Here is a 26,821-nt window from a genome sequence, read left to right as displayed (position 1 = left end):
AAAAAATAACTAATATTTTTAGTAAGTTTGGGGAAATACAATACCAAAAAAGCGAATGGAATTGATTATTACCGATACTAGTGAAACCATGGCATCATGGCTTGCGAAACCGTATCTGAATGAAGAGACAAGAAAACTTCTTACCGGAGTTGATGCGATGATCGTTCCCCAAGAAAATTTTAGGGATTACGAGATTCCGCTTTTTCCGAGCAACTTAATGGTTTTTTACGATATCTTAAAAGCGCACCTGAAGGTTGAGGCAGCTATTAATGAGGAAGACTATCGCGAGGTATCTCTGAATAGCAGAATGCACCGTTACGGCAAGACAATCGTTCATGCAATCGCAATTCCGATATTCGTTGGAGTGGTTTCTAATCTAATTTCAGAACTGCTAAAACAGGACCTTGATGATGAAGTCGAAATCGAAGTGATCATTCAACATAATCCGGGTAAATCAACATCTGTAAAGTACCAGGGACCTATAATCGGCTTTAATCAGGTTGCAACAAAGATTAAAGAGATTGCTTATAATGGAAACAGCCGTGAACATAGAACAGATACTACGAAGTCCACAAACGAGAGTTCCAGTAAATGACGACAATGATCCGGTCAAAATATTCATGACCGCGAACAAGTTAAATTGTGCCGAAAGCGACAATGAAACTGGTGCGAAGCGTTGGGCATTACTGGAAATGATTTATACAGCACAGAATAATTATTTGAGAGTATTCAAGCTGTTGGCTGACAAGGATTATTATGTTGCCTGGTGTGTTCTTGAGAGGATCGAAATCGCAATTAAAACAATTCTTCGGCACTATACCTTTATAGACGACGAATATAAAATCCTCTTTATTCAGGAATACGTCACTAAGCTTCAGAGACTGTTTCCCTACAAACTATTTGCCAGTTCAGAATTCGTTAAGAAGGAAGTACGATGTAGCATCTGTAACAACATTATCTCCTTACGCAATCGATGTGGTCATCGGAAGGGGGAATTTTACAAAGGTGAACATTGCTCACACTTAATCACCAACGCGGAAATATTGGCTATTGCTATCGTTGAAAAGCCTTTTAATAAGTACTCAGTTGCCAATGTCACCGGCAAAGATAACGACCCATACTGTTATCCCTTAATTGATTACTTGCTCTCTATTATTGATCATCCTTTTAATGAATGGGATACTCGCGAATCGAAAATACTAGAAAACCATGCACTGTATACAGCGGGAAGAAATGATAAATGTCCCTGCGGCTCAAAGCTAAAGTACAAAAAGTGTTGCTTGAAAAAGGCAGGTGTTGAATTGCCGCATACGGACTTTATTCTACGCCAACCCACAGTAAATACTTTTGGCAAAATCCCGACGAACAAGAAGCTGCTTGTTTTCGGAGGTAAGGCGTGAAGCTCTTGTAGCTTGTCAGCAGTTTCAGTATTGGTCTTATCCTGGCTAAGCTAGTGCCTGCCATCCAGCATCTCACATTTACAAATTAGGCGAGCTTGATTTTAGCTCGGTTGAGGTCAAGATCTTCAGCTATGTGAAAATAAAACGTTGAATGTACGGGAGATAGCCAGACATTTGGGAACTAAGGCAACTAACGGAGGCTTTAGACGGTCCCTATCAAAACTTTGGAGTTAGGCCTGATTGCATATACTATACCTGCTAAGCCGAATAGTCGGCTGCAGAAATATCGAATTACACCTTCAGGCTACGAGTATATTACCCTTTATTGAAAATAGATTCTAATATAGGATAAGAGTCATAAATATTGATGCTATGTTTATCAGTGACTTACATTCATACCAACATCTTATTTTTGTTTTTTAGGCAAGAGTCAGAGCAAGAGTGGGAGGAAGGCTCCTGAGAACCATTTTCGGCACGATATAATGAGCAGTTATGCTGTAGAATATTGGTAGGATAATTGGGATAAATCGCCCAGCAGCTGGCAATCGTAAGAATACTTACTGTCCAAGCCCTCTCACTACCTCAAAAGAAACTCTTGCCTTTTTTGGCGGATCGATCATTTCGATATCCAACAACACAGCAGACGCATTACAAGTTTGCAAACCCTTTTCAAAGTAATGATGAAAGGTCATTTCATGCTCGGGGTTATTTATATCAAGCGTCTTTAAATAAGTATCTTCTTCCGGTGTTTCGGGAATAATCTCAATAATTGCTAGGGTTGGGTTTACAAGCTTACAGGAATAGTCCATACCGATTCGACCTAGTATTGATAACAAATATACAAATTCATATACAAAAAGATATGATCTCCATTCCCACCCAGGTGACCATAGGCCAGCAATTAAAATTGGCAAATTTGCCAATTTTAAATCTTATTCGTATTTTGCTCAAGTCAGACACCTCATAGCATACCGGCGATGATCGTACCATCAATGACCGTACAAGAGATCCACAAAGAACTTTTTGAGGATGTAAAGAATCTTCGTAATAAGCTTGATTACTACCATAAAGAGTTCAGAAAACAGGTTTTGAAAGCCAGCCGTTATCCTTTCACAAGGTCTTATGACTGCAAGACAAAGGGGAAGAAGAATCTATTCGTAGCAACTTTTACAGCTATGAAAAGGAGCGATTGGGAAAGCCCTATTTTGGACGTATATGGCATTTATGCCCGCCCCGAAGGGAGTTATGCCGCCCCTCTGACCATAGACCAGAATATGATCTCCATCTATCCTCCGCATTTCTTCAAGAGGTACCGAGAACGCATCGTAAAAGATGAAACCATTTCAACGACCGATCTTATCAGATGTTACTTCAAAAACGATTGGGGCTTTATGGGTGCTGTTGTAAACGAGGATTTTGAATCTGTCTACCATTGCTTTGAGGATGACGACAAAGTCAGCTTTGTAGCAGCATCTTCGGAAGGCTACTGCTTCGGTGAACGCCAGGGCAACATCCACATTGTCAAGACCATCATATCCGAAGATATGCTGTTTGAGAACCAAAAGCCACTATTTAGCAAACTAAAACAAGCTTTCATTGAGGCTAATAAAGAACGGTACGGATGGAAATAGATGCCATTAACGATTGGCGACCGACAGTTATAGCCGTTAAATGCATAATGAGTATAAATAACAACTTAGAGGTGGCGGCTACACCATAAATGCGGCAAAAACAACTATGACCAAAGTTACTTTTTTGGACTGCAACACAATCAAAGTAGTTGCTCTTGATGGAGAAATATTCACCCTGAAACCACATCTGCCCGTTCCAAAAGATAATCAACAGGATACAGCCGACTTATTAGCGTTCTACTTTGATGAGAACTTTTCCGAAGATAAAACAAGCATGGGATATTGGGTTTTAATGAAAATGATGGCCAAGACAGGTTTTTCATTTGCATGGGGAGGAAGTGACCGCAGTGAAGAACGCGAGCGAATCGGCACAAGAATTCGTCAGCTACGCGAAAAAAAAGGCATCGAAGCAAAGGCATTAGCCAAATTGGCAGACATTGATGCGGCTAATCTCAGTCGAATAGAACAAGGACGATATGCAGTCGGCTTGGACGTCCTCTCCAGAATTGCTGGTTCGCTCGGCGTAAAGGTCGATTTAATTTAACGTCGATAATAATCCTAACGCTGGGGCAGGAATGGGCTGATAATGCAGAATGCGCTGACTTTAATCCACAGTTCCGATTCGGGCTATATCTCCCGGCCTGAAGTCAAATGCCCAAAAGGAACCACCTTGAAATCGCCCACTTATCTTTGTTATGCTATCTTGGATTTCATTTCTAAGTTCTTCCCAACTCGTCAGTCCGAATATATCACAGAGCGTTTTCGCAAAATCTTTCTTCTCAGCTCGTTTCAAATATAAGGGAGATGTCCTAAGATAAATAAAACTCCAAGCAGTCCAGTATGCGTAGGGGTGAGATTTTCTTTCTGAAATCTCGCTATACAGGAACAAAAAGAAATCAGCGGCGGCAAAATCATTAATGGGCATAACCGCCGAAAGTCCGCCGTCTTTATGTCTTTCGTTTAATATAAAGCCGTGCAATGTTATCTTATTTCGATTTTTTTCTTCTTCTTCTAAGCCACTTAGATGCGAAGAAGCAAACACATAGGTTACATCAGCGGGTCCATTTTCACTTCTCAAGTAGCTAAGCGGAATTGTCTTTTTAAGCAAAGTCCAAATAACCTTCCATTGTCCCTCTTTAACTAAAAAAGCAAACAGAGTAACAACCATTTCATGACCAAGAAATCGATAGTAATCATAATCCCCATCCCTGTAAGACCCCTGGTAGCCCTCGGGAGATTGATACTTTTCGAGAATTTTTCCGAACCATCGATGAACTTCATCAAGACACTGCCGATCTTCCATCACTACGACCATTTCAACGATTTTACTAAAATCAGCGATCGGTTCCTGCGTATTATGAATTGCGTCCAGTAAGTCATTTATATCACCGCCAGCACTAAATTTCTTTGGAGCAAGAGAATGAATTCGATCAATCAAATTATTCAAATCCCGGCGCAATAGAACGATCTTATTCGGTTTATCCAGCTCGATGGCGTTTATCGAAGGCAAGGCAAGTGGAGCTTCCTCGTGTACCGGTATATGCTCTATTGCGGCTCTTAAGGCACCTCCCAAATGTTTCTCCAGTCTTTTGCGCTCTTCAGACCTTTCGTTGGAGTTCTCAGTTAATGTGTATGTCATAACCCGCCTGCCTCGAAGATCAAATGGCAAACTCCCAATCTTACCATAGGCAAGGTTAAAGGTCAATACTATTCTTTCAAAATTTAAAACTCGAAGTGCATATCCAAGTTCAATTAAGACATTGGGATTAGGAGTTTCGCGTCCTGAAGATCCACGGTTTATAATTGAAATATCAGCCACAAAGATATCTGCAGCGGCGATTTTAGCGAGGATTGTTGTTGCAATGTCCGGAGAACCCGAGACTCCATTTGTGTCTCGATCAATAACGGGTGTAACTTCGACGGTTTGATCCTTTGCTATTTTTGCTGCCGCACCCTCCAGGGCTTTTTGAATGAAGCCTCTGTTTGTGGCATTGGGAAGGTCAGACTGCCATGAGTAAAATACGATCCTTTGCATACTTCTCCGAAAAATCAGATTCCTTTTAAATTCTTCTCCATTCTCGCTAAGATAACGCTTTTGGCTGGCAAAAAGAGTAGAATAGGCTTTTTGAGCGAATAGGAAGGATCGTGGTACTGATTGGTGTGGAAGTTCTGAAAAGCGCTTTTCAGCAATCTCCCGTTAGGAAAACTCCCCAATCCGGCTGAGCTCAAACATCTTTCACATTTTCGGGGGAAGCTCCCGGATCCCGGCTTCGATCTTTCGGGCCAGTTCGTCTTTCGCCGGTTCTTCATCGCCCAGTATGGAAAGAGCATACCGGAGCAGCACAACTCAGTATCGCTTGTAAATTTCGGCAAACGCCGTCCGGTCTTCCTCCCGGAGTAAGACCGTTAATTGGTCGTCGGTATGGTTTAGATATCCATACATAAGGGCTGATTGATACAACGAATAAAGGGAAATTTAACAGGAAAGTGAGCTAGGACTCGCAGAAACTACTCACAACTTGACTTTTCTATAGTAGTTTGTGTACCCTTCCGTTTTCTCTATTCGGGCCTTATAAGCGAAAAAATATTCTACTGACGACCAATAAGTTATCATACATAAAATAACCTACGGAACATTTTTTATGTCAATATTTGTCCTATCAGGAATATTTACTTATATTTGCTGTATAGTTCTTTGAAAAGCTTTTAAAGCTAATGTAATGAGTTCAAATCGTTAAGTGTAGCAATACACAACCTTTTAGGTTTTTGGGTGATCCAAGCTGTGCCACAACGTCTGTGTGTGTCTGTCAGGCTAGTGATGATGAACCGGAGATGAATGAAAAATGATCAATCCCCCTGCTTCTTTTGTTTAGGAAGGCAGGAATTAATAGGGATGCGCAACGAGCAACGAGTATGAATTTAATTACAGCATAATCGGGTTAGGAAGGCGATTTTGCCGAATTAAATTTTGTATTATGCATTTAAAAAGTTTTAAAAGCATCGATGAGCTTATACAAGGTATAAGTGGCATCCTTTCAAAGCACCGTTGCTCGTTCTCAATTGAAGAGCAAGTTCTTTTGGAAACATGTATCAGGAAGCTGGAATTTATCAAGCTGAATGAGAAGAGCCCGTTGAGCATGGGTGTTGGAATACAAGTGGTAGAGATTTTGCTCAAGATTTTTATAGCGGCCGGGCACCTGAAGAACTTATTCGATTGACATCCCTATTTTATCTTTTATCTTATGGACTTAGGCAAGACAATAAAGGATTATAGGGTCAGGAAGGGCTATAAGCAAAATGAATTTGCTGAGAAATGCGGCTTAACCCAGGCATATCTTTCCAAAATTGAAAACAATCAGAAAGAGCCGACATTAGCTGTTTTAAAAACCATTGCCGGGGCCCTACAACTTCCTTTGCCAATCCTGTTTTTTGTATCCATGACAGCGGAAGACGTCGATCCGAAGAAAAAAGAGGCCTACCAGATGATAGAATCGTCCATAAAAGGCATGGTTGAAAACTTCTTTTAGTATGCTTGACGTTCCTAAACTTTGCCGGGCCCTATATATTAAACAGAGGGACCTGGACTTTTTGGTAAACAACATCGACCGATTTTATTACCTAAAAAGCAATCCCAAACTGGACAAATTTGGAAATCAGCTGTACGATAAGCACGGCAGGGCAAGGACGAGGAACCTCTATCCCAGCGTGAAACTCTTGAAGGTGATCCAAAGCCGAATTCACAAAATCATCCTGAAGAGGATCAAGCTACCCAATTACGCCTTTGGTGGCATAGAATTTCGTGACAACGTCTTAAATGCGAAAATGCATCAGGGGAACAAATATTTTTTCAATACTGATCTTAGAAATTTCTATCCATCTGTCGGCCATAAACAGATATTTGAAATGTTCCTAAAAAATGGGTTCGCTCCGGCAACCGCCAGTATATTAACAAAGTTGACCACTTACAAAGGCCAGCTTCCGCAAGGAACCCCCACCTCTCCTTATTTGGCAAATCTTGCTTTCGTCGACGCCGGGCTGGAAATCGAAGCATTTGCCAATGAATTCGGTCTAACCTTCACTACCTTTGTGGACGATATTACGTTGTCGGGAAAAACGGATTTTAAAGAGCATCTCCCCACCGTTCTCTCGATCATCGCCTCACACGGTTTTAGAATCAGCCATAATAAAACTTTTTACCAAACCAGGAACCCTAACGTTACAGGCGTTATTTTAAAGCCTAATGGCCTGTGTCTTTCCAGAAAGTATATGGAAAAAATTGATGCTCTGGAAGATAAAGAGACGCCGCAAGCGATTGGGATGATCAATTATTATCGTAGGGTTGCTAAAATCAGCAAAACAAAAACTTCCCTAGTTAAGAGAAGATTCACGTGATACCGTTGTTCCTGGTCCCCTCCATTGTTTGGGGTTTCAGGCTAGTTTACTACGATATGTGACGATCGACAACGGGAATTCAGTCGCCCATAACCTGCAAAATTCACGCCTATCAGCGAACCGGGCTTTCGTTGAAGGAGTAAGGAAGCCGAATGGGCGAGCTCTTCCATGGGGACGGCATAGTGATGTCGCGGTGAAAGAGGTTGATCCGTTTGCCGGTCAGTATTTTCCGGGCCACCTCCCCGATGGACTGATAATCACTTTCTCGCGCGAGCTTTTCCAGATGCTTGAAGGTGGCCTTATCTGCCCGGATACCGACGGGTGTAATCGGTAAGCAGAAGTGCAGAGAAAATGGAAAATAAGAGTGCAGAGTAATCGGCAACAATAAATACAGAAGTTCGGTAACAATGAGTGCAGAATAATTTCAAGGATAAGTATTCAAACCGGAGGATGCCGCGGTTTGAATAAAGCAACTTTGCTTCTCAAAAAAGCAAAGCGAACAATGAATTATTATCTGAGCAAAATTATGCTGTACCATCACATTCACAAGATGTCCCGTGAGGGCCATTCGATCAGCCGGATTTCAATGGAGCTGGGGCTGAACTGGCGTACGGTCAAGCGGATGCTGTCCATGGATGAGCGGGCCTTTACCCAAGAGCTTGAGAGAGGCCGCACGCGGGAGAAGGTGCTTGATGCCTACGAGGGTTTCGTCAGGGAAAAGCTGTCACTTCATCCGGAAACACCGGCCGCGCAGCTGCACGACTGGCCGAAGGAGTACCATGCCGGATTTCCGCGGGTAAGCCAGAAAACCGTTTTTAATTTTGTCCAGTACGTGCGGGACAAACACAACATCCCGCGTACCGACCCGGTGCGGGAGTACATGGCCGTGGAGGAGCTTCCCTACGGACAGCAGGGGCAGGCCGACTTCGGGTTCTACAACATGCGGACCACCACGGGTAAAATAAAGAAAGTCCAGTTCTTCACGTTCGTATTGTCCCGTTCGCGCCACAAATATGTAATATTCTCAGACTCCCCTTTCACCTGCGAACTGCTGGTGTATGCCCACGAGCGGGCTTTTAAGTTCACCGGCGGTGTTCCGCGGGAAGTGGTCTACGATCAGGACCGGCTGATGATGGTCTCAGAAAACCTGGGGGATATCATTCTTACCGGAGCGTTCAGGTCCTATGTACGCCAGCGGGGCATCAATACCTGGTCCTGCCGCAAGGCCGATCCCGAGAGCAAGGGTAAGGTGGAGAACGTGGTTAAGTATGTCAAACGTAACTTCCTGTATAACCGCTATTATCGGGATCTGGAGACATTGAATGACCAGACGGTGGCCTGGCTGCACCGCACGGCCAACAACCTGCCACACGGCACCACGGGCAAAGTACCGCGTGAAGAACTGGATACCGAACAAGCCTTCCTCTCCCCCTGGTACCCGGTGGCCATACCACCGCCGGAATATCCCGTGCATGCCGTACGGCGCGACAATACCATCAGCTGGAAGAGCAACCTGTACAGTGTCCCGCTGGGCACCTACAAGGGGCCCGGAACTACCGTAACCATAAAGCCCTCCGCTGAAGGGATCACCGTGCTGGGAGTACAGGGCAATCTCTTGTGTGTGCATAGGATCTCCCCGCTGAAAGGACAGAAAATCATCCTTACCGACCACAAGCGCGACAAAAGCACGGCCATCGCAGAAATGATGGAAAGCTTTGCCGCCATGATGCCCGACCACGATGCGGCCCTGGCATGGATTAAAATAGTCAAAGACAGCAAACCCCGGTACATCCGCGATCAGGTCCAGTCTTTGGTAGAAACGGTAAGTACACTAGAGCTGCAGGTCACTGCCGCTACCCTGGAATACTGCGTGGCACACGGAATCAATGGCGCTGCCGACTTCAAGGCCGTGTCGGCAAAACTGCAGGGTCAATCGAAGAAGCGTGAAACCAAGGTGATACGGATGAACCCCCTGGGCGGTGGCAGGATCGCCGGGGCCGATATCCAGCCCGACAGGAGCGATATCGCCGACTACGATGACCTGCTGGAAAAATTCTGAAAAGCCCCTCCGGCTGGGGCAAGGGACCCCGGCCGGCAAACCAACAGGATGTCAATTATCAATAACACAAAAACACAAAAATGGAATCAGTAAAACAGGAAATCAAACAGTTATGCGAACAGTTCAGGCTCGGGGCCCTATATCCCGCATTGGACCAGGCCGTGCAGGCGGCAGAAAAAAACAACATGGGCTACGCCACCTTCACCCTGCAGCTGCTAAAGGCCGAAGCGGCACACCGCACCCAGCGCGATGAACTCAAACGCCTGAAAACTGCCGGGCTGCCAAAAGGGGTTGACCTTGACCACTTCGACACCTCCGTGGATATCGGGTTTCCCCCCAAAAGAATGGGCCAGCTCCGTGAGCTGAACTGGGTCGACCAGCTCTTCAATATCGTGCTAATGGGGCCATCCGGAGTAGGGAAAACACGGATTGCTTCCGGACTATGCCTGGATGCGGTCCGAGCCGGGTACAGCGCCTATTTCAGGACCATGCAGGACATCGTCCATACCCTGCAGACAAAGGACGCCGTACCTTCCCAAAATACCGAATACCGAAGGCTCATGAAGGCCAACCTGATCGTCATCGATGATATCATGCTATTCCCGCTGAACAAGGAAACCGCTGTCGCTTTCTTCAACTTCATCAACCAGGTTTATGAATCCGCTTCCATCATCATCACCACCAACAAAGCGCCCGCGGAATGGGCCAAAATGCTTGATGACGAAGTTATTGCAACCGCTTTGCTCGACAGGATGCTGTACCGGTGCGAGATCGTCAAGCTATCAGGTGATAGTTACCGAATGAAAAATAGGAAATCCTTCTTTGATAACTCAGACGACTAATATACATTTGCACACGGTTCTGCACCATTGTTGCCATTTCTCTGCATGCATTGTTGCCGAAACTGTGTATTCTAAATTGCCAAAAACTCTGCACTTCTATTTACCGATTACAACGGGCCGGTTGAGCAGCTGATGGGGATTCGTGAGCTTTTTCGGGGCATCCTAAATAACCTTTTTCCACCTTCCAACAGGGGCAAGTTCCGCGGCCCCTGTCACGGGACAGGCCAAAGCGACGGGATAGTAGGTATCCGAAACAAAGGTGGGAGGGCCGCTTGGGATTGATTGACAAGATGGTTAAGACGGGGTGAAAAAAATCGAAAACATATTGAAAGTAATTCGTAGGTAAAAATCGCTTTTAATATTAAGGTATCTTTGTCAAAGAACTAATATACAGAATAATGAAAACGGAACTCGAGTGTTTAAATTTCCTCAAAGAGAGCTTTAGTATCAACGGTGGGGGCTTATTCAATAGGCTTCTGAAAGAAAGAAAAAACCATCATTTCATTTCGCAAATGGTAGGAAATGTGGAACGTGCATATTTTGAACCCGATAACGAAACGATTAACTGGTCGGATCATTACATCGTTAATTTAGACAAAAACCGGGATGGGTATAAGTATGTAGAATTCATTATAGATGTGAAGGTGAACGGAGATATCAAGGAATTTAATGAGCAAGGGATCGATTTTCATTCAAAGCCTGTTAGTCTTGCCTTCACAATACAAGTCCCTGTTTGGACAGATTTCGGTTCTTTTGACTATCAACGAATTACCCTCCTAAATGAAGAACAAAAAGCGCTTCTTCTGTACCATCGGCAATATGAAAAAGAACTAGATAGCATCAACGGAAAGTTATTATTTCAATATCGATATGACGGCGATGATGCCTACAGCTTCTTTACTAGAATATGGAAAACTACCGACAACTCCTCGGCGGTTATGACCAAAGACACAGGCTACGATTTCTTTCAAGAAATCGTAGAGTGTCATCGAAATATCTTGTTTAGCGTGGGCAATTTGAATATGTGGGGCAGGTATAAATCTCACTATTCAGAAAGCGCATATTACTTTGAAGGGAAAAAACAACATCCAATAGAATTATGCAATAACGACTTCCGATACCTGTACTTTATGGAGAATGCTATTGAAGAATTATATACTTTCTACGAAAAAGTAACTTATCTTTTGTCCAATTTTCTTAACCCTTCAACGGGAAAGCATCACCCGCCATCATTTGCAAACCTTTTTGGCGAAAAAAATATCGAAAGATTAGAGAAAAAATTTCCTCATATAACTGAAGAAAAGCACTTTAAGTGGTTTCTAAAAAGAAAATACGAAGAACATCAAGAGCTGCAAGCCTACAGACATTCATTAGTTCATTTTCAGACGGACGCTCCTTTTATCACCGGCACTTACGTCGCTACGTTTTCCCGACTTTGGCGCGAGAGTTCAGATAAAGCAGAAGAGTTAAAGGAGTTATTCAACAAATTTGAGAAGATACAGGAGTTTGTGAATAAAGAGCTGGAAGCGTGCAAAGAAATTTTCAAGAATATGGTTCTATTGATCGAAAACCTACCGAAGACTACTGGGCACACTCCATCGTAAATCTCTTCGATATATAGGAACCGAGTTACTAGTGGATTCACATCGATTTCTTTTTAGAAAGTAACGTAATAGACTTCAACCAGACGAACTACTTCCGGTACGTGCCTGGCCGGGACATCATTTATAAGTATTTCTGGCGATTTTTCGCCTGCACGCCATTTCAGACCTGTATAATAATAAGGCACGGATGAAATGGCCTTTCCAAAACGTAACCAAGGAAACGGAACGGATATTGTTATCTAACCGATATTTGAGTAATTTTGATAAATGATCACCGCGAGCCAAAAAGATGTTATCCTGCATACGCTAGCCCCTCACAAGCCAGCGATGGTGGGCATATTTGGGTCGTTTGCCCGAAATGAAAACACAACAGACAGCGACTTGGACATTCTGGTGGATTTCAAGGCGGTGGTGAATCTGTTGGATCTGATCGGGTTAGAACAGGAATTGTCTGAAATATTGGGCGTAAAAGTAGATCTGATTACCCGAAGATCGCTATCTTCACACATCGAGCCTTATGTGGATAAGGACCTAATTCGTATTTTATGATGAAGGACGACCTTGTCTACGTGCGGCATATCCAGGGAGTGTATTCAGAAGACTTTTGAATGCACAAATGCACTTTCCGAAGACCAGTTTCTGAAAAGCCGGATGGTATCCGATGCGGTGATCCGAAATTTTGAGATCATCGGCGAAGCATCAAGGAAGATCTCTCCTGATTTTAAGTCCGTTACCCGGATATCGAATGGAAGAAAATCGCGGGTATGAGGGACAAGTTAATCCACGATTATATCGGCGTTGACCTTGGGCGGTATGGGCGGTAGTGGTGGACATTCTACCGGTATTCGGGAAACAGATTGACGCTATGTTGAATAAGGAATAAGATCGACTATCAAAAAACGCCCCAAAAACCACCCCCACCCAAACAAAAACCACCTCCAACACCCAAGCAACCGACTTTCCCGAGTCCCGTCCGAACCGCGGCAGCCTTGAAATAAGCGCAACCCAGAAAGAAAATCCGTAAGCTCCAATTTAGGAACTATTAGCACGTGGAATACATCCTTTGGGGTGTCCCAAAGATGCAGATCTCGAACCATTTCATGGCTGATTTGCCTTTAATCGCGGATTTGGTGTTATAGATATGCAGCGCAGCATTATCCTAATCCTTGCTTATTTTATTTTGCAGCTCACTTGGTAAAAAGCCCGAATAAAATTTAAAATTCCTTATAAAGTGGCTTTGGTCGGAAAATCCGCATTTATAGGCTATTTCTGTAAGTGAATAATGTCCGAGCATCGTAATGCTTCGGTTTATTTTAAGTTTACGCATGTATTCGCCAAACGTAGATGAATAAAACACAGGGAAATATTTTGAGATGGTAACGGGATGTACCCCTGTTGCGGAAGACAGATCACTTAACGTTGGCTGCTTGTCCCAAAGATCATTCATCATTTCATTTACAATCAATATCCACGATGGGACTTTCTGCTTCTCTTTTTTTTGAACGCTGCCGAGGACACCGAGCAATAACATTTCCAGTGTAGAATGAGTAAAGGCATCCTTTGAGAGCAACTCTCTGTATATCTGGAGCATGATCATAGGTAAGTCAACATGCGTGTCGACCGCTTTTTGAAGAAGATGTTCCGGAATATCAAATTTCTTTAAAAAGCAATCTTCAACTTCTACATTAATATGGGTACTGGGTAGAACAGGGATGGTTTGATGGACTTCTCCGCTGTGATAAAAAGCAATACTTCCCGGGTGTCTTTCATAGGCGCTTTGATTTCGCTTCTCCCTGCTCCCGCCTTTCAGGACAAAACTAATGTGGGCGTTACAATGTGAGTGCATGCGCGCATCGCTTTCTTCAGAGGAGTAGCGGGCGGCAACTGCTATGATCCCCTCTGTTTTCAGTTCATCCGTGACCTGGCCTGAGTATTGTCCCGCAAGTAAGTTCTTGTATTCTGGTATTAGATCGTGCATCGCTTACGCTAATTTCATTCTATTTTAGAATAGCCAATTTACCGATTCTTGCTCTAAAGACAGCTTATGCAAATGAATATATCTATAAAGCGCCATTTAATTGCCGCCAGCTTTATTTTAGCCGGGTACGCAGCCAGCGGCCAGGGGGACCCGAAAATTTCCCAGGTAGAAAACAGCTTACTACCGTGGGTGCAATTGCAGGATAGCGCCGAACTCAAATATACGATCTATGACAGGATGAAATATCATCATGTGCCGGCTGTTTCGGTCGCCGTTATCGATGGGGGCAAAATAGCATGGGCGAAAGCCTATGGCCTGGCTGATGTCGAAAGTAATACGCCTGCCACAGAACAAACTCTTTTTCAGGCCGCGTCTATCAGTAAATCTGTTAATGCCGTTGGCGTAATGCGGCTTGTACAGGAAGGAAAATTATCGCTCGATCAGGATATCAGAGCCTATTTAAAAACATGGGAGTTCCCGGATAATGATTTCACAGCTAACAAGAAAATTACCTTGCAAAATTTGCTAAGTCATACGGGAGGCTTCAACGTTCACGGGTTCGATGGGTATAAAGCGGGCGATGACCTCCCCGATATCAATCAGATACTGAATGGAAGCATGCCAGCCAATAATGAAGCGGTAAAACCTGTTTTATATCCAAATACTAAATATCAATATTCTGGCGGTGGAACGGTTATTATCAGAAAGATCCTGGAAGATAACATCAGTAAAGAATATGTTTCACTGATGGACAGAGTAGTTTTCACTCCGTTAGAAATGAGAAACAGCACTTTTGCCCAACCGTTACCAAAGGAACTGCAAAAGGACGCTGCCACCGCCTACATTGGTGATGGTGATGCTATTAAAGGACGATGGCACATCTACCCTGAACTAGCCCCGGATGGATTGTGGACTACCCCGACCGATCTGGCAAAGCTTCTGTTAGCCATACAGGGCTCACTGCATCCCAAAGGGGAAAGCTTCCTTAATTACGCACTTGCTGAAAGAATGCTAACCCCCTACCTGGATTCAACTAAGTCGGCACTCGGATTTTTTGTTCAGAAAAAGGGAGAAGAAAAATTTTTTCGGCACGATGGCGGCAATGAAGGTTTCAGCAGTGATGCCTATGCGAGTTTTGATTCAGGGAAAGGCGTGGTGGTCATGATCAACTCGGAGAATTATTTACTTATTGATGAGATCGTGAATAGTGTCGCAAGGGTATACGACTGGCCGAATTTCTACCAGCCGAAAATAAAAAAGCTGGCTTCGCTCACCGACTCTGTACTATTATCTTACTGCGGCGAATATTTTTTTGATAGCAATTCAAGCGTTATCGTAAGAAAAACAGGCAACCATCTTGAGATAAAAGGCAAAGGAGAAAAAAGGTGGGAGAAAATGTATCCTGTTTCTCAAACAAAGTTCTTTATAATGCCTAACCAGTTAGACTACGATTTTCTAAAAGGGGATTCGGAGCATATCAATATTTTACAATTATCCAATGGAAGGAGAACTCTTCAAGCGGTAAAGAAAGAATGATGAATGGAACCTATACATTGATACATTCTATACCTGAATCTCAAAAAATATCAGCACCTCCCTGACTTTCACGGGGCACCATAATGCCTTTCCTAATGATGGGCGAATACTTTTCGTTAGTAATAAGAGTAGGAATTCTCAAGGCGATTGGTGCCCGATCAAACCCGAAAGCGCAGGATTTAATGACCCCGCCCTGGTATTCAATATGAATGTCGCAAGCTTGGGCACACGACCAGCCGGCCTCGTAGCTCGGTTTCAGCTCGTCCAATGGAAGGCTCCGGACCTGCCTTACTAATCGCGCCAGCTGTTTAGCGTTTAACCGGCCATTCAGCTCTTTTTCTTCATGGGAATAGTACGATCCCAAAAAACGAATGCGCCCCAAACTGTCCACCTCCACCATTGTCCCGTAACCATCAAATGTGATCCGCTTTGGAAGTATCGCAAAAACTATTTTTCCTTTGCCTTTTCAAAAGCTGCTAAACAACTATCCAGCGATTTACCTTGTTTATAAATGCAGTCACAGAAAACTTCGCAAGCCGCGGGGTTTTGGCTTGAAGCATATTGATTTCTGCATTCGGCTTCGGAGTTGCCCGGCACAATCTCATATAAATAGGAAGTACCAATAATGATAAAGGCTAAGACGGTGATCGAACCTCCGAAAAACAGGAGTCGGATCCGTTTATTTAATGGTTTTTTTAAGACACGGGAATCTGTTTGGGGCTGAAATGGCAAAATCTGTTTTAACCGGTCATAGTTCCATATTAATAAAAACAAGCTTGCCAATACCATCATGGTATTAAGCCGGGTACCGTTAAAGCGGGTAGCATAAGTCAGCACACAAATATTGACGATGATCGGAAAATACATCAGGATACCAAGGAGGGAAGTTCTTGGGATCAGTAATAATATGGCTGTTAAGACTTGCACAATTCCAATAAAGGTGTAGTGATACCCGGTGAGATATAATGCATCGAAGTAATGCCCTAAGGGATTATTGGACGGCAAACCACTGGCGAAGCGTTCGCCCATGATCTTTACGAAGCCTGAAGGCAGAAAGCTTGCTGCCAGGGCGATGCGACAAAAGGTGGCAAACCGTTTAAACCATTTGTCAGACTTTGCTTCATAATATATTTCTTCAAGTTTGTTCATGACTTTATACGAGCCAATATTTTATTGAGAAGATAATGAAGAACTAATGCCATGGCTGTCCAGTAGCAAGCAAACGCGAAAACCAAAACCGGGGGCGCCGGGTCCGGATCTTTAGCTAAAAAGGACAATGGGCCTATTAAAACAAATTTGACAGGGTATAAAATAGTAGCCAAGGTACTCTTCCAGGCTATTGGTGATCCGGTTCCCGGGAACCAATCAGCATTTACAGGAAAGAGCCCTGCTTCGGGGCCCAATAGTGAATTAGAGATAAACTGAAAGACAAACGCGGAAGCAAGAAAAATCACGACAAATTTTGTTCTTGAGGTCTTCATATTGCCGAATTTACTTCAGTCGTAAAAGGACTTTGAAATACAGAGTTAAGCAGCGAACTGTGTATTTCAAAGTATGAAAAAAAATTATGGTAACTATTACCTGTTTGCCCTGGATCGCCTTCCTGGCTCTTCACCGGCTGTATGCGGTGAGTCCTGATATGCCCATGCAGGTGATGAAACAATGATTAAGGGGTATGTAAAAATGCTTTCGCTATTTTACATACCCCAAAAACCTCTGTTTATCCAAAGAATTCTTGCGGATATTGAACAGTACCTGTTACCCCGCTAAGCCCTTGTTCGACTAATTCTATCGCCATGCAGTTCTCTGAAGGAACGTCGAATGGTAGTTTAATATCGAAAGATGCTGCTTCTTTGTAGCCGAATCTTGGATAATAGTCAGCATGCCCTAATAAAACGGCCGATTTAAATTCAAGCGCTCTTGCCCTCTCATGCGACTTTGTTAACAAAAGACCTCCGATGCCGCGGTTCTGATATTCAGGAAGCACCGCAACAGGCGCTACTGCGAGGGAATCAAATTCTGCAGCTTCATTCCTGATCTTTATTTTGCTTAACAGAATGTAGCCTACGATCTTTTTCTCAAGCTCGGCAACCAGAGACAATTCAGGAATAAACGCCTGTGACTTTCGTAGTCGTTCCACAAGAAATTGTTCCTTGTGGTCCGTATGCTCTATGTTTTTAAATGCTGCTTCAATGAGTTTAAAAACATAAGATCTATCTTCCTGCGTTTCCTGGCGGATATAAAGTGGTGTTGACATTTTTTGTCTTTATTGAATATTGATATAAAATGATTTTAGCCGCCGGGGATGCCCGGCGTTTGTGATTCGTACTTAACCAGAAAGCATGCAGATAAGCTCAGGAGCGTACCGCATGTTAAGCAATCACACTATCTGAAAGGCGATATGGAGAGTTAGTAAATACCATGTGGGGCAAATATAAACATTTTTATAACCGGCCGCATGCATCAGGTCGTGTTCGCACCGTTACAATGTCGCTTTAAGGCCCGTTTCCGTTGTTCTTAAGCACCTACCTTTGGAGTATTGATAAACTAAAAACTGATCATCATGAGAAAGTTAAAATTACAGATGAACATGGCATTGGGCGACAAATGGGACGATGAAATGACAAATCTTAGCCTGGACAACCTTGTGAATGTGGACAACATATTGCTGGGAAGAAACACGGCGGAAGATTTTATTCCCTATTGGGACAACGTTGCAAAGAATCCCAAAGACGATTTTTACACGCTCGGGAAACTCTTAAGCGTATCCCCAAGGTTGTTTTCTCCAATAAGCTTAAAGCCAGCAAATGGGAAAATGCAACCATCGCCGGGGGCGATATCACAGAAGAAATAACGAACCTGAAAAAGAAGGACGGCAAGGACATCATTGTTTACGGCGGCGATTCATTTGTATCATCGCTCGTCCAACATGGATTAATTGACGAATTCTATCTCCTTTTGAACCCCATGGCCCTTGGCAACGGGAAAAGCGCCTTCAATCCCCTGGAGAACAATCAATTGCTGACACTTAAGAAGTCCAGCCCGTTTCCTTGCGGCACAGTTTTGCTATATTATACGAGATAGAAAAAGCTATAAAAAGCTATGCCGGTAAGCCTTAGGTGTCATTCCTACCAGCTGCCTGAACTTTTGATTGAAATGAGTTAAATGGTTATACCCCGATAAGTAACATACCTCGGAGATAGACATGTCGGAATCCATCAGCAATTTGCAGGCATGACCAATACGAACTTCAGTAATGAACTCAGAAAAATTCTTGTTCATTGATTTTTTGAAGAGCCGGCAAAAAGTAGCTGGCGATACATTTATCAGCTCAGATAACTCCTCAAGGGTAATCTTTTTATTAAAGTTCTCCAGGATATAGTCGTTAACCAGGGAAATCCTTTTAACTTCCTTTCGTTTTGACGTAGGCTGGTATCCCGGGCTGCTTAATATGGTATAGTCTTTCACGTTGCTCAGCGCATGCAGGATATCTAAAAAGCACATCATCTGATGAAAAGGATCCAGCATCCTTATCTGCTTTATTTTCTTCTTTATCTCATTCACATGGGGACCATCAAAGTGACACCCCAGGGATGCTCTGGAAAGCAGCTTTCGAATGCTGGCGTTTTGCGGGGTATTAAAAAAATCCTGTCCAAATGAATTTTCTCTGAAATGGATGCATACCGCACGGCTCCTTTCAGGATTATCTACGATCAGCGAGTGAGGCAGGTCGGGCCCTAATAAAAACATATCCTCTTCGTAAAAATTATGGATACTGTTGCCCACGATCCTTTTCCCCGAACAATTGTAAAGTACCGTTAATTCATAATCTTCATGGACCTTCAACACGGCCGGACCGGCGCTTACCAGGGAATTATAAACGGTAATATCGAACGAGATGCCCCTGGATGGATTAAACTGCTCAACTTGAATAGACCCCATGATATCATCTTTTTGATGCCTATAACTCCAATATAAATAAAATATTGATCAAATAGTGCTTTTTATTGACCAAATCACGTATCTCAATGGGCTTTCCCCGGGGTTACATTTGTATTAAAATTCCAAACCTAAGCTAAGGTGCTTTAATTTTAATGAACCAGTAATATGAAAAAAATTTACGATCGGGCGGAAGCTGCCAGGGACACAACGGTTTCCGCTTTTAGCTCAAAACAAGGGATAAGATGCCTCTTATTCTTCAGCCTTGCGGTCGTCGGCTTTTCAGCAACAGCTTCGCCTCCAGCCAGCAAGCCTTCCTTCGGGCCGCCCATGTCTTTGAATGTACAGGAAATGATCCGGGGTACCATCCTTGACACAGAAGGCAATCCCCTTCCCGGGGTCAATATTGTAGTGCAGGGAACCAATAGGGGGACTCAGTCGGACTTGGATGGCGCCTATATCCTGGAGGCCCGCACAGGCGATACATTGGTGTTCTCACACCTGGGCATGAAAACCGTTAATATAGCCGTGGGCGAAGATAAAACCATTGACCTGACAATGGAAGAAGATACCGATCGTCTGGATGAAGTCATTGTCATAGGGTATGGTTCGCAAAGTAAAGCCACTTTAACCGGGTCGGTAACAAACATAAAAGCAGCGGAGATCGCAGAGCTTTCGGCTTCTAATCTGACATCGTTACTTGCCGGACGGCTTTCCGGCGTACGCGTCAGCAGCGCTACGGGAACCCCCGGTGTTGCATCTAATTTAACGATCAGGAGCAGGGGGACATGGAATAATTCCGATCCCGTGTATGTTATTGACGGCATTGTTAAATCGAAATCTGATTTTGACGCGCTTGACATTAACGAAGTGGAGGAGGTCAGCGTGTTAAAGGACGCGGCCTCGGCTGCCATATACGGATCCAGGGCCGCGAACGGAGTAGTGCTGGTAAACACCAAAAAAGGGCATACGGGCAAGCCAATCATCACTTATACCGCAACTTTTGACACGGAAGAGCCTACCAAATTGCCGGAGATGATGTCAGGCGTTGATATTGCCCGCCTGGCCAATGTCGTCAGCGAAACCGAATGGTTTTCATGGAGTGAAGAAGATGTCGCCTGGCTGGAAACGGTGAATAATGGTTACGGCTACGACTATCTGAAAGAGGTATATAAAGACCCGGCAAGCAATCGCCACGCCGTGAGCATTTCCGGGGGAAACGAGCATGTCAGATATTATATGGGAGGAGCCATTTTCGGACAAACCGGCTTCCTTGACCCGCTGAAATTTGACAAACAGAACCTGCGAGCGAACCTGGAAGTCAACCTGAGCAGGAATTTGACGGCAAATGTAAACCTGGCCTTGAACAACAGCGAGCGGCAAAAGTTCAATTGGGCTTATGATTATGGCGATGATGCGTTGCCCGATTTATGGAAAAAGCTTCAAACCTGGCAGTTTTATCAGCCTATCTCAATAGATGGCAAGGCCCCTAACTTAGGATGGCTGGGCAACGTGGGTGAGCTGATCAACAATTCCGGCTATTGGAGAAACAGGATACAAGATCAAAGTGCCATACTAAGCTTAACCTACGAGATTCCGAAAGTCAAAGGATTATCGGCAAAGGTCACCTACGCCTACGACAAATCGGCGAGCAACTTAAAGATTTTTGAGAAGAAGCACGAACTGTACGATATCACCGGATATACTGAACACAATTTCTCTCAGGTACAATTGACCGGTACCACCGTGTTAAGTTCCGGTCCGTCCAGGGAGGGCATATATGAATCTGCAAATTTAGCAAGATCTTATCAATTCAACACCCAGCTGAATTACAAAAGGGTATTCGGAGACCATGCATTGGATGCATTACTGGTGTACGAACAGAGCGAAGGGTTCAGTAACGGCCTCTTCGGTCAGCGATATGATTTTCCGATTTTAGTCAGAGACCAGTGGAACCAGACAAGCGGCGCCGCGGAAGATTCGAGAGCCGGCGGGTCGGAAAGTGAAACGGCAAGGCTTTCTTATGTTGGACGGGTAAACTATGACTTTAAGTCAAAATACCTCTTTTCAGCTTCGTTCAGATACGACGGGTCAATCATTTTTAAACCGAGTGAGCGATGGGGATTTTTTCCTTCGGTTTCAGCCGGCTGGGTCATATCGGAGGAAGATTTTTTTGACATAGGATTTATAGAAAGACTTAAACTAAGAGCTTCTTACGGAACTGTCGGCAATGACCAGGTGGCCCCCTGGCGCTGGCAGGAACAGTACGTGGCTGCTAACGGCTTTTACTTTGGCGACACGCCTCGCGAAGTCAAAGGGATCCAATACGGCGGGATCACCAATCCTTACATGACCTGGGAAACTTCCGAGTCGGCGAATTTAGGCCTGGAATTAAACCTGACGAATAATCTCGGCATCGTTGTCGATATCTGGAACAAAAGAACGAAAGATATCCTGGGTTCCCAGCTGGATGAACTCCCCTCTACCGTGGGCGGCGACGTGCCGAATACGAATTATGGGGAGATGAAATCAAACGGGTTTGAAGTGGAGCTGGATTATTCTAATAATATTGGCGGGTTCAACTATTATATTGGCGGCAACTATGGCTATGCCAGGGATGAAGTTGTAAAAATTGCCCAGGGTGAAAACATCCGGGATTACCAGAACCGGATTGGCCGGTCATGGAATTACATTGTAGGATATGAATACGACGATATCCTGAGAACACAGGCAGATATCGACGCGCTGCCCGCCGGCTATACGATCGATGGCCGGGCTCCTCAGCTGGGTCAGCTTAATTATATAGATTTAAACGGCGCAGGCGGTGTCCCGGATGGCAAAATTGATAGCTGGGACCAAAAAGTCATCGCCAACTATGCCGCGCCGACGTCCACCTATGGCATTAAACTAGGTGGCAGTTTCAAGGGCTTTAGCATTGATGTCTTTTTCCAGGGCGCGGGCGGTTACAAGAAGATCCTCAGCGTTCAGCCGCCTTACGGCTGGACACGTGTATACGGCATCTGGCAAGATCACTGGACACCTGACAATACAGATGCCTCCATGCCAAAACCGGACTGGAATATCGGGTCAAATCAATGGACCTCCACCTTCTGGCTTAAAAACGCCGACTATTTGAGGTTAAGGTATTTAAATATAGGGTACGAGTTACCTGCCAAAATACTCAGTTCCATCGGGATTGAACGAGTAAAACTATTTGCCGCAGGCACTAATCTATTCAACATATCCGAATTCAAGGCATATGATGTAGAATTAAGCAGTGCGGGTTCCTATCCGAATATGAAGAGCTATAGCTTGGGTTTAAGCCTAACCTTATAATTTAATACAAAGATGAAACGAACTAATTATATAGCAGTAATTTTTACTGCGCTCGGACTTGTTTCAGGTTCATGTGAAAAGGTATTCGATAAAGAAAACCTCAACGCCGTAAATCCTGGTGACGTATGGAGCAGTGAGGCGCTGGCCGAAGCTTATATCAATAATGTTTATAGCCTGTTTATGCCGGGCATGCCTTTCAACGGCGGGGCATCCGACGAGGCGCCAAATAGCGACGGCCTTACTATGCAGAGTATCCTTAAAGGGGCGGCTAGTGTCAATACCGTTAACTACTGGCCCTATGCGAATATCAGGAAAATCAATATTTTGCTTCAGGAAATAGAAACCAGTCCGCTCGACGGAGAGTTCCTTGGCCGCTTAAAGGGGCAGGCATTGTTCTTCCGGGCCTGGGCATATTTCGAAATGACCAAACTTTATGGCGGTGTGCCGCTGGTGCTGCATGCTCAAAGTCTGGATGAAGAAGAATTGTCCGTGCCCCGAAGCAACGCCGCGGAATGTTTCGCACAGATTGCCCGTGACCTTGACGAGGCAGCCGGCTTGTTGCCGGAGGAATGGACCGGCAGCGATTACGGCAGGATCGACAAAGGCACAGCTATGGCGTTCAAAGGAAGGGTATTGCTGTTTTTTGCCAGCCCGCAATTTAACCCCGCCGGGGACATGTCCAGGTGGACAGCCGCCTACGATGCCAACAAGGCAGCCAAAGAGTTTTTGGAGTCGAAGGGAAAAGGGTTGTTTCAGGGTGACTACGAAGATATCTGGTACCAGGAGGGAAACAAGGAAGTGATTATGGTCAACCAGTATTTTAATCCGGGTCATACCCACAACCAAAATCTTTTGCGGCCGATATGGGCCACGCGGGATAATGTCGGCTTTGACCGCCCCTCCCTGAAGCTGGTCAATGCCTTCCCGATGACAGACGGATCCGCTTTTGATCCCTCCGCCGGCTACGGTCAGTTTTATAAGGATCGCGACAATCGCTTTTATGCAAATATCGCTTATAATGGAACCACCCGCTACAATATAAAAGAACTGGTTAACATGCAATCGCATTTGTGGATGTACGACCTTCCGACGGGGGATCATTCCGAACTGATTCTTTACGGAGGACATGGTAATAATTATACCGGCTTTTACAGGTTAAAAGCTGTTGACAAGGACATTGATGCGTCGGCCATCGATCAGGCCGATGTCGACTGGATCGAGATCCGGTTTACCGAAGTGCTGATGAATTATGGCGAAGCCGCAAATGAAACAGGTAAAACAGGTGAAGCGATGCAGGTACTGAAAGATGTCAGGGAACGTGCCGGAATAGCGGCAGGCCCTTCGGGAAATTATGGCCTCACCGCAAGCAGCCAAAGTGATATCCGGGAAGCCTACATTAATGAGCGGTTTGTAGAGTTTGCTTTTGAAAATAAACGCTGGGATGACCTGCGCAGGTGGCGAAGATTTGATATTCTGAATGAGCAGGTTGTGCATAAGGGATTGCTGTTTACACTCAAGGCTGGTGAAACGCCTCCGAAGAATTATGACAATATTGACAACGTGTGGAATAAATTTACATGGGAGGTTTTTAATGTCGAATCCGCAGCAGGCGAAGTTTTCAACATCCCTGACAGCTATTATTTTTTCGGGATACCGGAGTCCTATATTCAAAAGGACGTAAAACTGGAGCAGACCGTCGGATGGGACGGCGGCACCTTCGATCCGTTACAATAGCTGCTTGAATGGAGGCCTGAAGGTCCCTTATTATTCACTTTGCGGGCAAAGACTTATATAACACAGATGACGACTTTTACGATACATAAACTTAAGTGGTTTTTAATGGCGGTTCTGATAGCTGCAATGAGCTGCACCACCTCGGCGCAGACCAGTTTCAGGACGGCCTACATGGATATTACAATAAACAATAAAGGCCGGATAACCAGCATAAAAAATATCACCAGCCAACCTTTCCGGGAGTTCAGCCCCGCAGACAAACCCTCTTCCCTGCTTTGTTTGTTCGACAGCAGGCGGGACACCTTATGGGAACCGCAGTCGGCAGCTTATAACGCATCAAAAAGCGCCTTAACGCTTAGCTATGCAAATAATTCAGTAGCCGAAGTCCGCATTGAAGGCAGGAAAAAATACCTGAAGTTCACCCTCCTTTCATTGAGTAACCGGGAAGATATTGAAGGAATTCAATGGGGAGCTATCCATACGAATATCACCAATTTATTCGGCGAAATCATCGGCGTAGCCCGGGACACGAGTGAAACTGTCAATTATGCGATCGGCATGCTGGCCCTTGATGACAACACATTGGGGGGCACTTCCAAAACCATCGGTGATGCGGCGCCGTTTCAGTACATCATTCACACCCCCGATACGGTGCGGTATCCTTTACCGGACAGCCTCCGGGAGGGACAGGTTTTCACCCTTGGCGGAAACGGGATCAGCGATGTGGCATTTTACGCCCATAAAGAGCCGTATTACAGGATAATGTACGGCAATACGGCGATGGTTGACAGTAAAGGAAGGATCTCCGTTTCTTACCATTCAAGGGACAGGGCAAGGGAAAGGGAAATTTACTTTTCCCTGATCCCCAATATGGCCGCCAACACCCCTAATCACCTGGAGGTGCAACCCATACCTGGAGTCGACTATATCGGGTCATCCGTCGCCTTGTGGGGCAGTCCCGATAGTACGGCCCTGATGGATGTTGTGCAGAACATCGTATTGTCGGAAGGCCTTCCCTATCCAACCATAGACGGCAAATGGGTAAAGGATCCTGCAGCCTACGTACCTGATGCCATTACAAGGGGTCAGCTGTATGACAGCATCATCAGCTATACCCACAGGCTGGGCTTTAAAGCGATCAGTCTCTACGACCAGGGTTTTATACGACCCGACCGCGGAAATGCCGGCTATATTGACGGAAAAGAATTCGATAAGAAACCATTGCACTTCTCATCGGGGAATAAATCCCATAAGGAGTTTTCCGGGATGGCGGAACGCTACGGAATTACCATCGGGAGAACTCCCATAACCACTTCTTTGGCACCCGGAACCAGGGATGCCAGCCCCGTTCCCAGCGACAGTTTATGTTATCAGCAAAAACGATTGCTGATGAACAATATCAGCCCAACCGATACCATCCTCATTATTGATGATCCAAAGTATATGGACGAGATTGGCAGTTGGGAAGGGCATGCTGAGAATTTGAACATGATCAAGATCGGAAAAGAGCTGATTCATTATCTCGGGGTATCAGAACAGGAACCATACAGGCTCTTAAACGTAAAACGGGGCTACTGGGGCACCCGGCCCTCTGCCCATTTCTCCATGGACACCGTTTACAAACTGCAGGTAACCATTAACTATGGTTATGACGGGTTGATACCCAATATGGAACTGCAGGATGAAATCGCAAAATATTATGCTGACGTATGCCATATTAACGGCATAGGCTATTACGACTTTGACGGACTGGAATTTTTGTTCAACAACGGCCATGGCTACTATTCGGTGAAGCGTTTTTTTCGAAAAATGTTCGAACGGGCTGCCTATCATAAAATTCCTCCCATCCGCTTTACAGGAGCCACGCTGTCGGAAGGTTCCTGGCATTATCAAAGCATATGGAATGTGGGGGGAGGTAAAAACCTGTACGATGTCGAAACACGTGAATGGGGGAGCGCCACCAGCCAGGGTAAGGACCTTCGCGATGTAACGTACGCGAACTATTTTCCGGCAACCATGGGCAGCAATTTTCCGATAACCGCCACCTCCACAGCGGCTCAGTATGAACACATACAGGCTATTTCGGTAGGGATCGGCGCCACCTACAGCCTGTACCTGAGCCAGGAAGATGTGGAAAGCTGCCCCCAAAAGGAAGCGATTTTTAAGGTAATCAGAACCTGGGAAGATGCCAGTGCCGCGAACGCCTTTCCCCGCTGGATCAAAAAGCTGCTTGCAAAACCGGAAAAAAACTGGACCCTGAAAGAAGGCTCGGACCAGGACACCTGGGTGTTACACGAATGGCGGAATGGCCAGCGGATCTCCAGCTATGAGCTGCACGGAAGCAGCCGTTCGCCAAGATAAAAGCAGCAT

The 26,821-nt window shown here is 44.9% G+C and carries 26 protein-coding genes; 19 read left to right on the top strand and 7 right to left on the bottom strand.

The window, feature by feature from the left end:
• Positions 1-55: 55 nt before the first annotated feature.
• The 3 genes from FRZ59_RS06155 to FRZ59_RS19920 all read left to right on the top strand — a co-directional run bounded on the left by FRZ59_RS06155 (position 56) and on the right by FRZ59_RS19920 (position 1,729).
• Entirely contained in the window at positions 56-595 is a 540-nt protein-coding gene (locus FRZ59_RS06155) for an ATP-binding protein (protein WP_132130648.1), read from the top strand.
• Positions 596-620: 25 nt separating this feature from the next.
• Positions 621-1,400, top strand: coding sequence for an SEC-C metal-binding domain-containing protein (locus tag FRZ59_RS06150; protein ID WP_158640546.1), 780 nt, complete (start codon positions 621-623; stop codon positions 1,398-1,400).
• Between the two features lie 224 nt (positions 1,401-1,624).
• Positions 1,625-1,729, top strand: a complete 105-nt coding sequence (locus FRZ59_RS19920; RefSeq protein ID WP_394345230.1) for a Fic family protein — start codon at positions 1,625-1,627, stop codon at positions 1,727-1,729.
• Positions 1,730-1,957: 228 nt separating this feature from the next.
• Here FRZ59_RS19920 and FRZ59_RS06145 read toward each other — a convergent pair whose 3' ends face one another.
• Complete coding sequence (locus FRZ59_RS06145; RefSeq protein WP_132130646.1) at positions 1,958-2,314, bottom strand: hypothetical protein; 357 nt, start codon at positions 2,312-2,314, stop codon at positions 1,958-1,960.
• A gap of 261 nt (positions 2,315-2,575) precedes the next feature.
• Here FRZ59_RS06145 and FRZ59_RS06140 point away from each other — a divergent pair, with 261 nt between their 5' ends.
• Both FRZ59_RS06140 and FRZ59_RS06135 read left to right on the top strand, forming a co-directional pair.
• The gene (locus FRZ59_RS06140) at positions 2,576-3,031 is read left to right on the top strand and encodes a hypothetical protein (protein WP_132130645.1); all 456 of its coding nucleotides are present in this window, start codon (positions 2,576-2,578) and stop codon (positions 3,029-3,031) included.
• A gap of 106 nt (positions 3,032-3,137) precedes the next feature.
• A complete protein-coding gene (locus tag FRZ59_RS06135) occupies positions 3,138-3,575 on the top strand; it encodes a helix-turn-helix domain-containing protein (RefSeq protein ID WP_132130644.1) in 438 nt (145 codons plus the stop codon).
• Between the two features lie 60 nt (positions 3,576-3,635).
• Here FRZ59_RS06135 and FRZ59_RS06130 read toward each other — a convergent pair whose 3' ends face one another.
• On the bottom strand, positions 3,636-5,066 hold the full coding sequence (locus FRZ59_RS06130; RefSeq protein WP_132130643.1) for a hypothetical protein: 1,431 nt from the start codon (positions 5,064-5,066) through the stop codon (positions 3,636-3,638).
• A gap of 1,207 nt (positions 5,067-6,273) precedes the next feature.
• Here FRZ59_RS06130 and FRZ59_RS06125 point away from each other — a divergent pair.
• The 8 genes from FRZ59_RS06125 (at position 6,274) to FRZ59_RS19910 (ending at position 12,752) form a co-directional block, all read left to right on the top strand.
• Entirely contained in the window at positions 6,274-6,558 is a 285-nt protein-coding gene (locus tag FRZ59_RS06125; RefSeq protein WP_132130642.1) for a helix-turn-helix domain-containing protein, read from the top strand.
• Between the two features lies 1 nt (position 6,559).
• Positions 6,560-7,423, top strand: a complete 864-nt coding sequence (locus tag FRZ59_RS06120; RefSeq protein ID WP_132130641.1) for a reverse transcriptase family protein — start codon at positions 6,560-6,562, stop codon at positions 7,421-7,423.
• Between the two features lie 502 nt (positions 7,424-7,925).
• Complete coding sequence (gene istA / locus FRZ59_RS06115) at positions 7,926-9,482, top strand: IS21 family transposase (protein ID WP_147698248.1); 1,557 nt, start codon at positions 7,926-7,928, stop codon at positions 9,480-9,482.
• Positions 9,483-9,562: 80 nt separating this feature from the next.
• Positions 9,563-10,324: an IS21-like element helper ATPase IstB gene (gene istB, locus FRZ59_RS06110; RefSeq protein WP_147698247.1), complete on the top strand. Its 762-nt coding sequence runs from the start codon at positions 9,563-9,565 to the stop codon at positions 10,322-10,324.
• Between the two features lie 398 nt (positions 10,325-10,722).
• Positions 10,723-11,928, top strand: coding sequence for a hypothetical protein (locus FRZ59_RS06105; RefSeq protein WP_132130442.1), 1,206 nt, complete (start codon positions 10,723-10,725; stop codon positions 11,926-11,928).
• A gap of 267 nt (positions 11,929-12,195) precedes the next feature.
• Complete coding sequence (locus FRZ59_RS06100; RefSeq protein ID WP_132130443.1) at positions 12,196-12,477, top strand: nucleotidyltransferase family protein; 282 nt, start codon at positions 12,196-12,198, stop codon at positions 12,475-12,477.
• A 12-nt stretch (positions 12,478-12,489) separates the two neighbouring features.
• Positions 12,490-12,696 (top strand): HepT-like ribonuclease domain-containing protein, encoded by a 207-nt coding sequence (locus FRZ59_RS19915; RefSeq protein ID WP_132130444.1) that lies wholly within the window; start codon positions 12,490-12,492, stop codon positions 12,694-12,696.
• Positions 12,669-12,752 carry a HepT-like ribonuclease domain-containing protein gene (locus FRZ59_RS19910; protein WP_132130509.1) on the top strand — a complete coding sequence of 28 codons (84 nt, stop codon included), beginning with the start codon at positions 12,669-12,671 and terminating at the stop codon, positions 12,750-12,752. The genes FRZ59_RS19915 and FRZ59_RS19910 overlap by 28 nt, the downstream gene beginning before the upstream one ends.
• Positions 12,753-13,087: 335 nt before the next feature.
• Here FRZ59_RS19910 and FRZ59_RS06085 read toward each other — a convergent pair whose 3' ends face one another.
• On the bottom strand, positions 13,088-13,906 hold the full coding sequence (locus FRZ59_RS06085; RefSeq protein WP_132130445.1) for a helix-turn-helix transcriptional regulator: 819 nt from the start codon (positions 13,904-13,906) through the stop codon (positions 13,088-13,090).
• A 66-nt stretch (positions 13,907-13,972) separates the two neighbouring features.
• On the opposite strand from FRZ59_RS06085, the gene FRZ59_RS06080 reads away from it, so the two are divergent.
• The gene (locus FRZ59_RS06080; protein ID WP_132130446.1) at positions 13,973-15,442 is read left to right on the top strand and encodes a serine hydrolase domain-containing protein; all 1,470 of its coding nucleotides are present in this window, start codon (positions 13,973-13,975) and stop codon (positions 15,440-15,442) included.
• A gap of 40 nt (positions 15,443-15,482) precedes the next feature.
• Here FRZ59_RS06080 and FRZ59_RS20085 read toward each other — a convergent pair whose 3' ends face one another.
• The 3 genes from FRZ59_RS20085 to FRZ59_RS06070 all read right to left on the bottom strand — a co-directional run bounded on the left by FRZ59_RS20085 (position 15,483) and on the right by FRZ59_RS06070 (position 17,699).
• Entirely contained in the window at positions 15,483-15,842 is a 360-nt protein-coding gene (locus tag FRZ59_RS20085) for a DUF6438 domain-containing protein (RefSeq protein ID WP_449371689.1), read from the bottom strand.
• Positions 15,843-15,889: 47 nt separating this feature from the next.
• Positions 15,890-16,471 (bottom strand): DoxX family protein, encoded by a 582-nt coding sequence (locus tag FRZ59_RS06075; protein ID WP_132130447.1) that lies wholly within the window; start codon positions 16,469-16,471, stop codon positions 15,890-15,892.
• Between the two features lie 691 nt (positions 16,472-17,162).
• Entirely contained in the window at positions 17,163-17,699 is a 537-nt protein-coding gene (locus tag FRZ59_RS06070) for a GNAT family N-acetyltransferase (protein WP_132130448.1), read from the bottom strand.
• Positions 17,700-18,005: 306 nt separating this feature from the next.
• On the opposite strand from FRZ59_RS06070, the gene FRZ59_RS18900 reads away from it, so the two are divergent.
• Both FRZ59_RS18900 and FRZ59_RS19905 read left to right on the top strand, forming a co-directional pair.
• Entirely contained in the window at positions 18,006-18,296 is a 291-nt protein-coding gene (locus tag FRZ59_RS18900; RefSeq protein ID WP_225975310.1) for a dihydrofolate reductase family protein, read from the top strand.
• Positions 18,209-18,526 carry a dihydrofolate reductase family protein gene (locus tag FRZ59_RS19905; RefSeq protein WP_225975269.1) on the top strand — a complete coding sequence of 106 codons (318 nt, stop codon included), beginning with the start codon at positions 18,209-18,211 and terminating at the stop codon, positions 18,524-18,526. Before FRZ59_RS18900 ends, FRZ59_RS19905 begins: the two co-directional genes overlap by 88 nt.
• A gap of 6 nt (positions 18,527-18,532) precedes the next feature.
• Here the strand turns inward: FRZ59_RS19905 and FRZ59_RS06060 are convergent, their stop codons facing one another.
• Positions 18,533-19,384: an AraC family transcriptional regulator gene (locus tag FRZ59_RS06060; protein ID WP_132130449.1), complete on the bottom strand. Its 852-nt coding sequence runs from the start codon at positions 19,382-19,384 to the stop codon at positions 18,533-18,535.
• Between the two features lie 165 nt (positions 19,385-19,549).
• Here FRZ59_RS06060 and FRZ59_RS06055 point away from each other — a divergent pair, with 165 nt between their 5' ends.
• The 3 genes from FRZ59_RS06055 (at position 19,550) to FRZ59_RS06045 (ending at position 26,812) form a co-directional block, all read left to right on the top strand.
• Complete coding sequence (locus FRZ59_RS06055; protein WP_132130450.1) at positions 19,550-22,717, top strand: SusC/RagA family TonB-linked outer membrane protein; 3,168 nt, start codon at positions 19,550-19,552, stop codon at positions 22,715-22,717.
• Positions 22,718-22,729: 12 nt separating this feature from the next.
• The gene (locus FRZ59_RS06050; protein ID WP_132130451.1) at positions 22,730-24,451 is read left to right on the top strand and encodes a RagB/SusD family nutrient uptake outer membrane protein; all 1,722 of its coding nucleotides are present in this window, start codon (positions 22,730-22,732) and stop codon (positions 24,449-24,451) included.
• 105 nt (positions 24,452-24,556) lie between these two features.
• Positions 24,557-26,812, top strand: coding sequence for a hypothetical protein (locus FRZ59_RS06045; RefSeq protein WP_192901600.1), 2,256 nt, complete (start codon positions 24,557-24,559; stop codon positions 26,810-26,812).
• Positions 26,813-26,821 lie beyond the last annotated feature (9 nt).

This window comes from Anseongella ginsenosidimutans (assembly GCF_008033235.1).
Lineage (GTDB): Bacteria > Bacteroidota > Bacteroidia > Sphingobacteriales > Sphingobacteriaceae > Anseongella > Anseongella ginsenosidimutans.
This window is presented reverse-complemented; position numbering and strand designations above follow the sequence as displayed.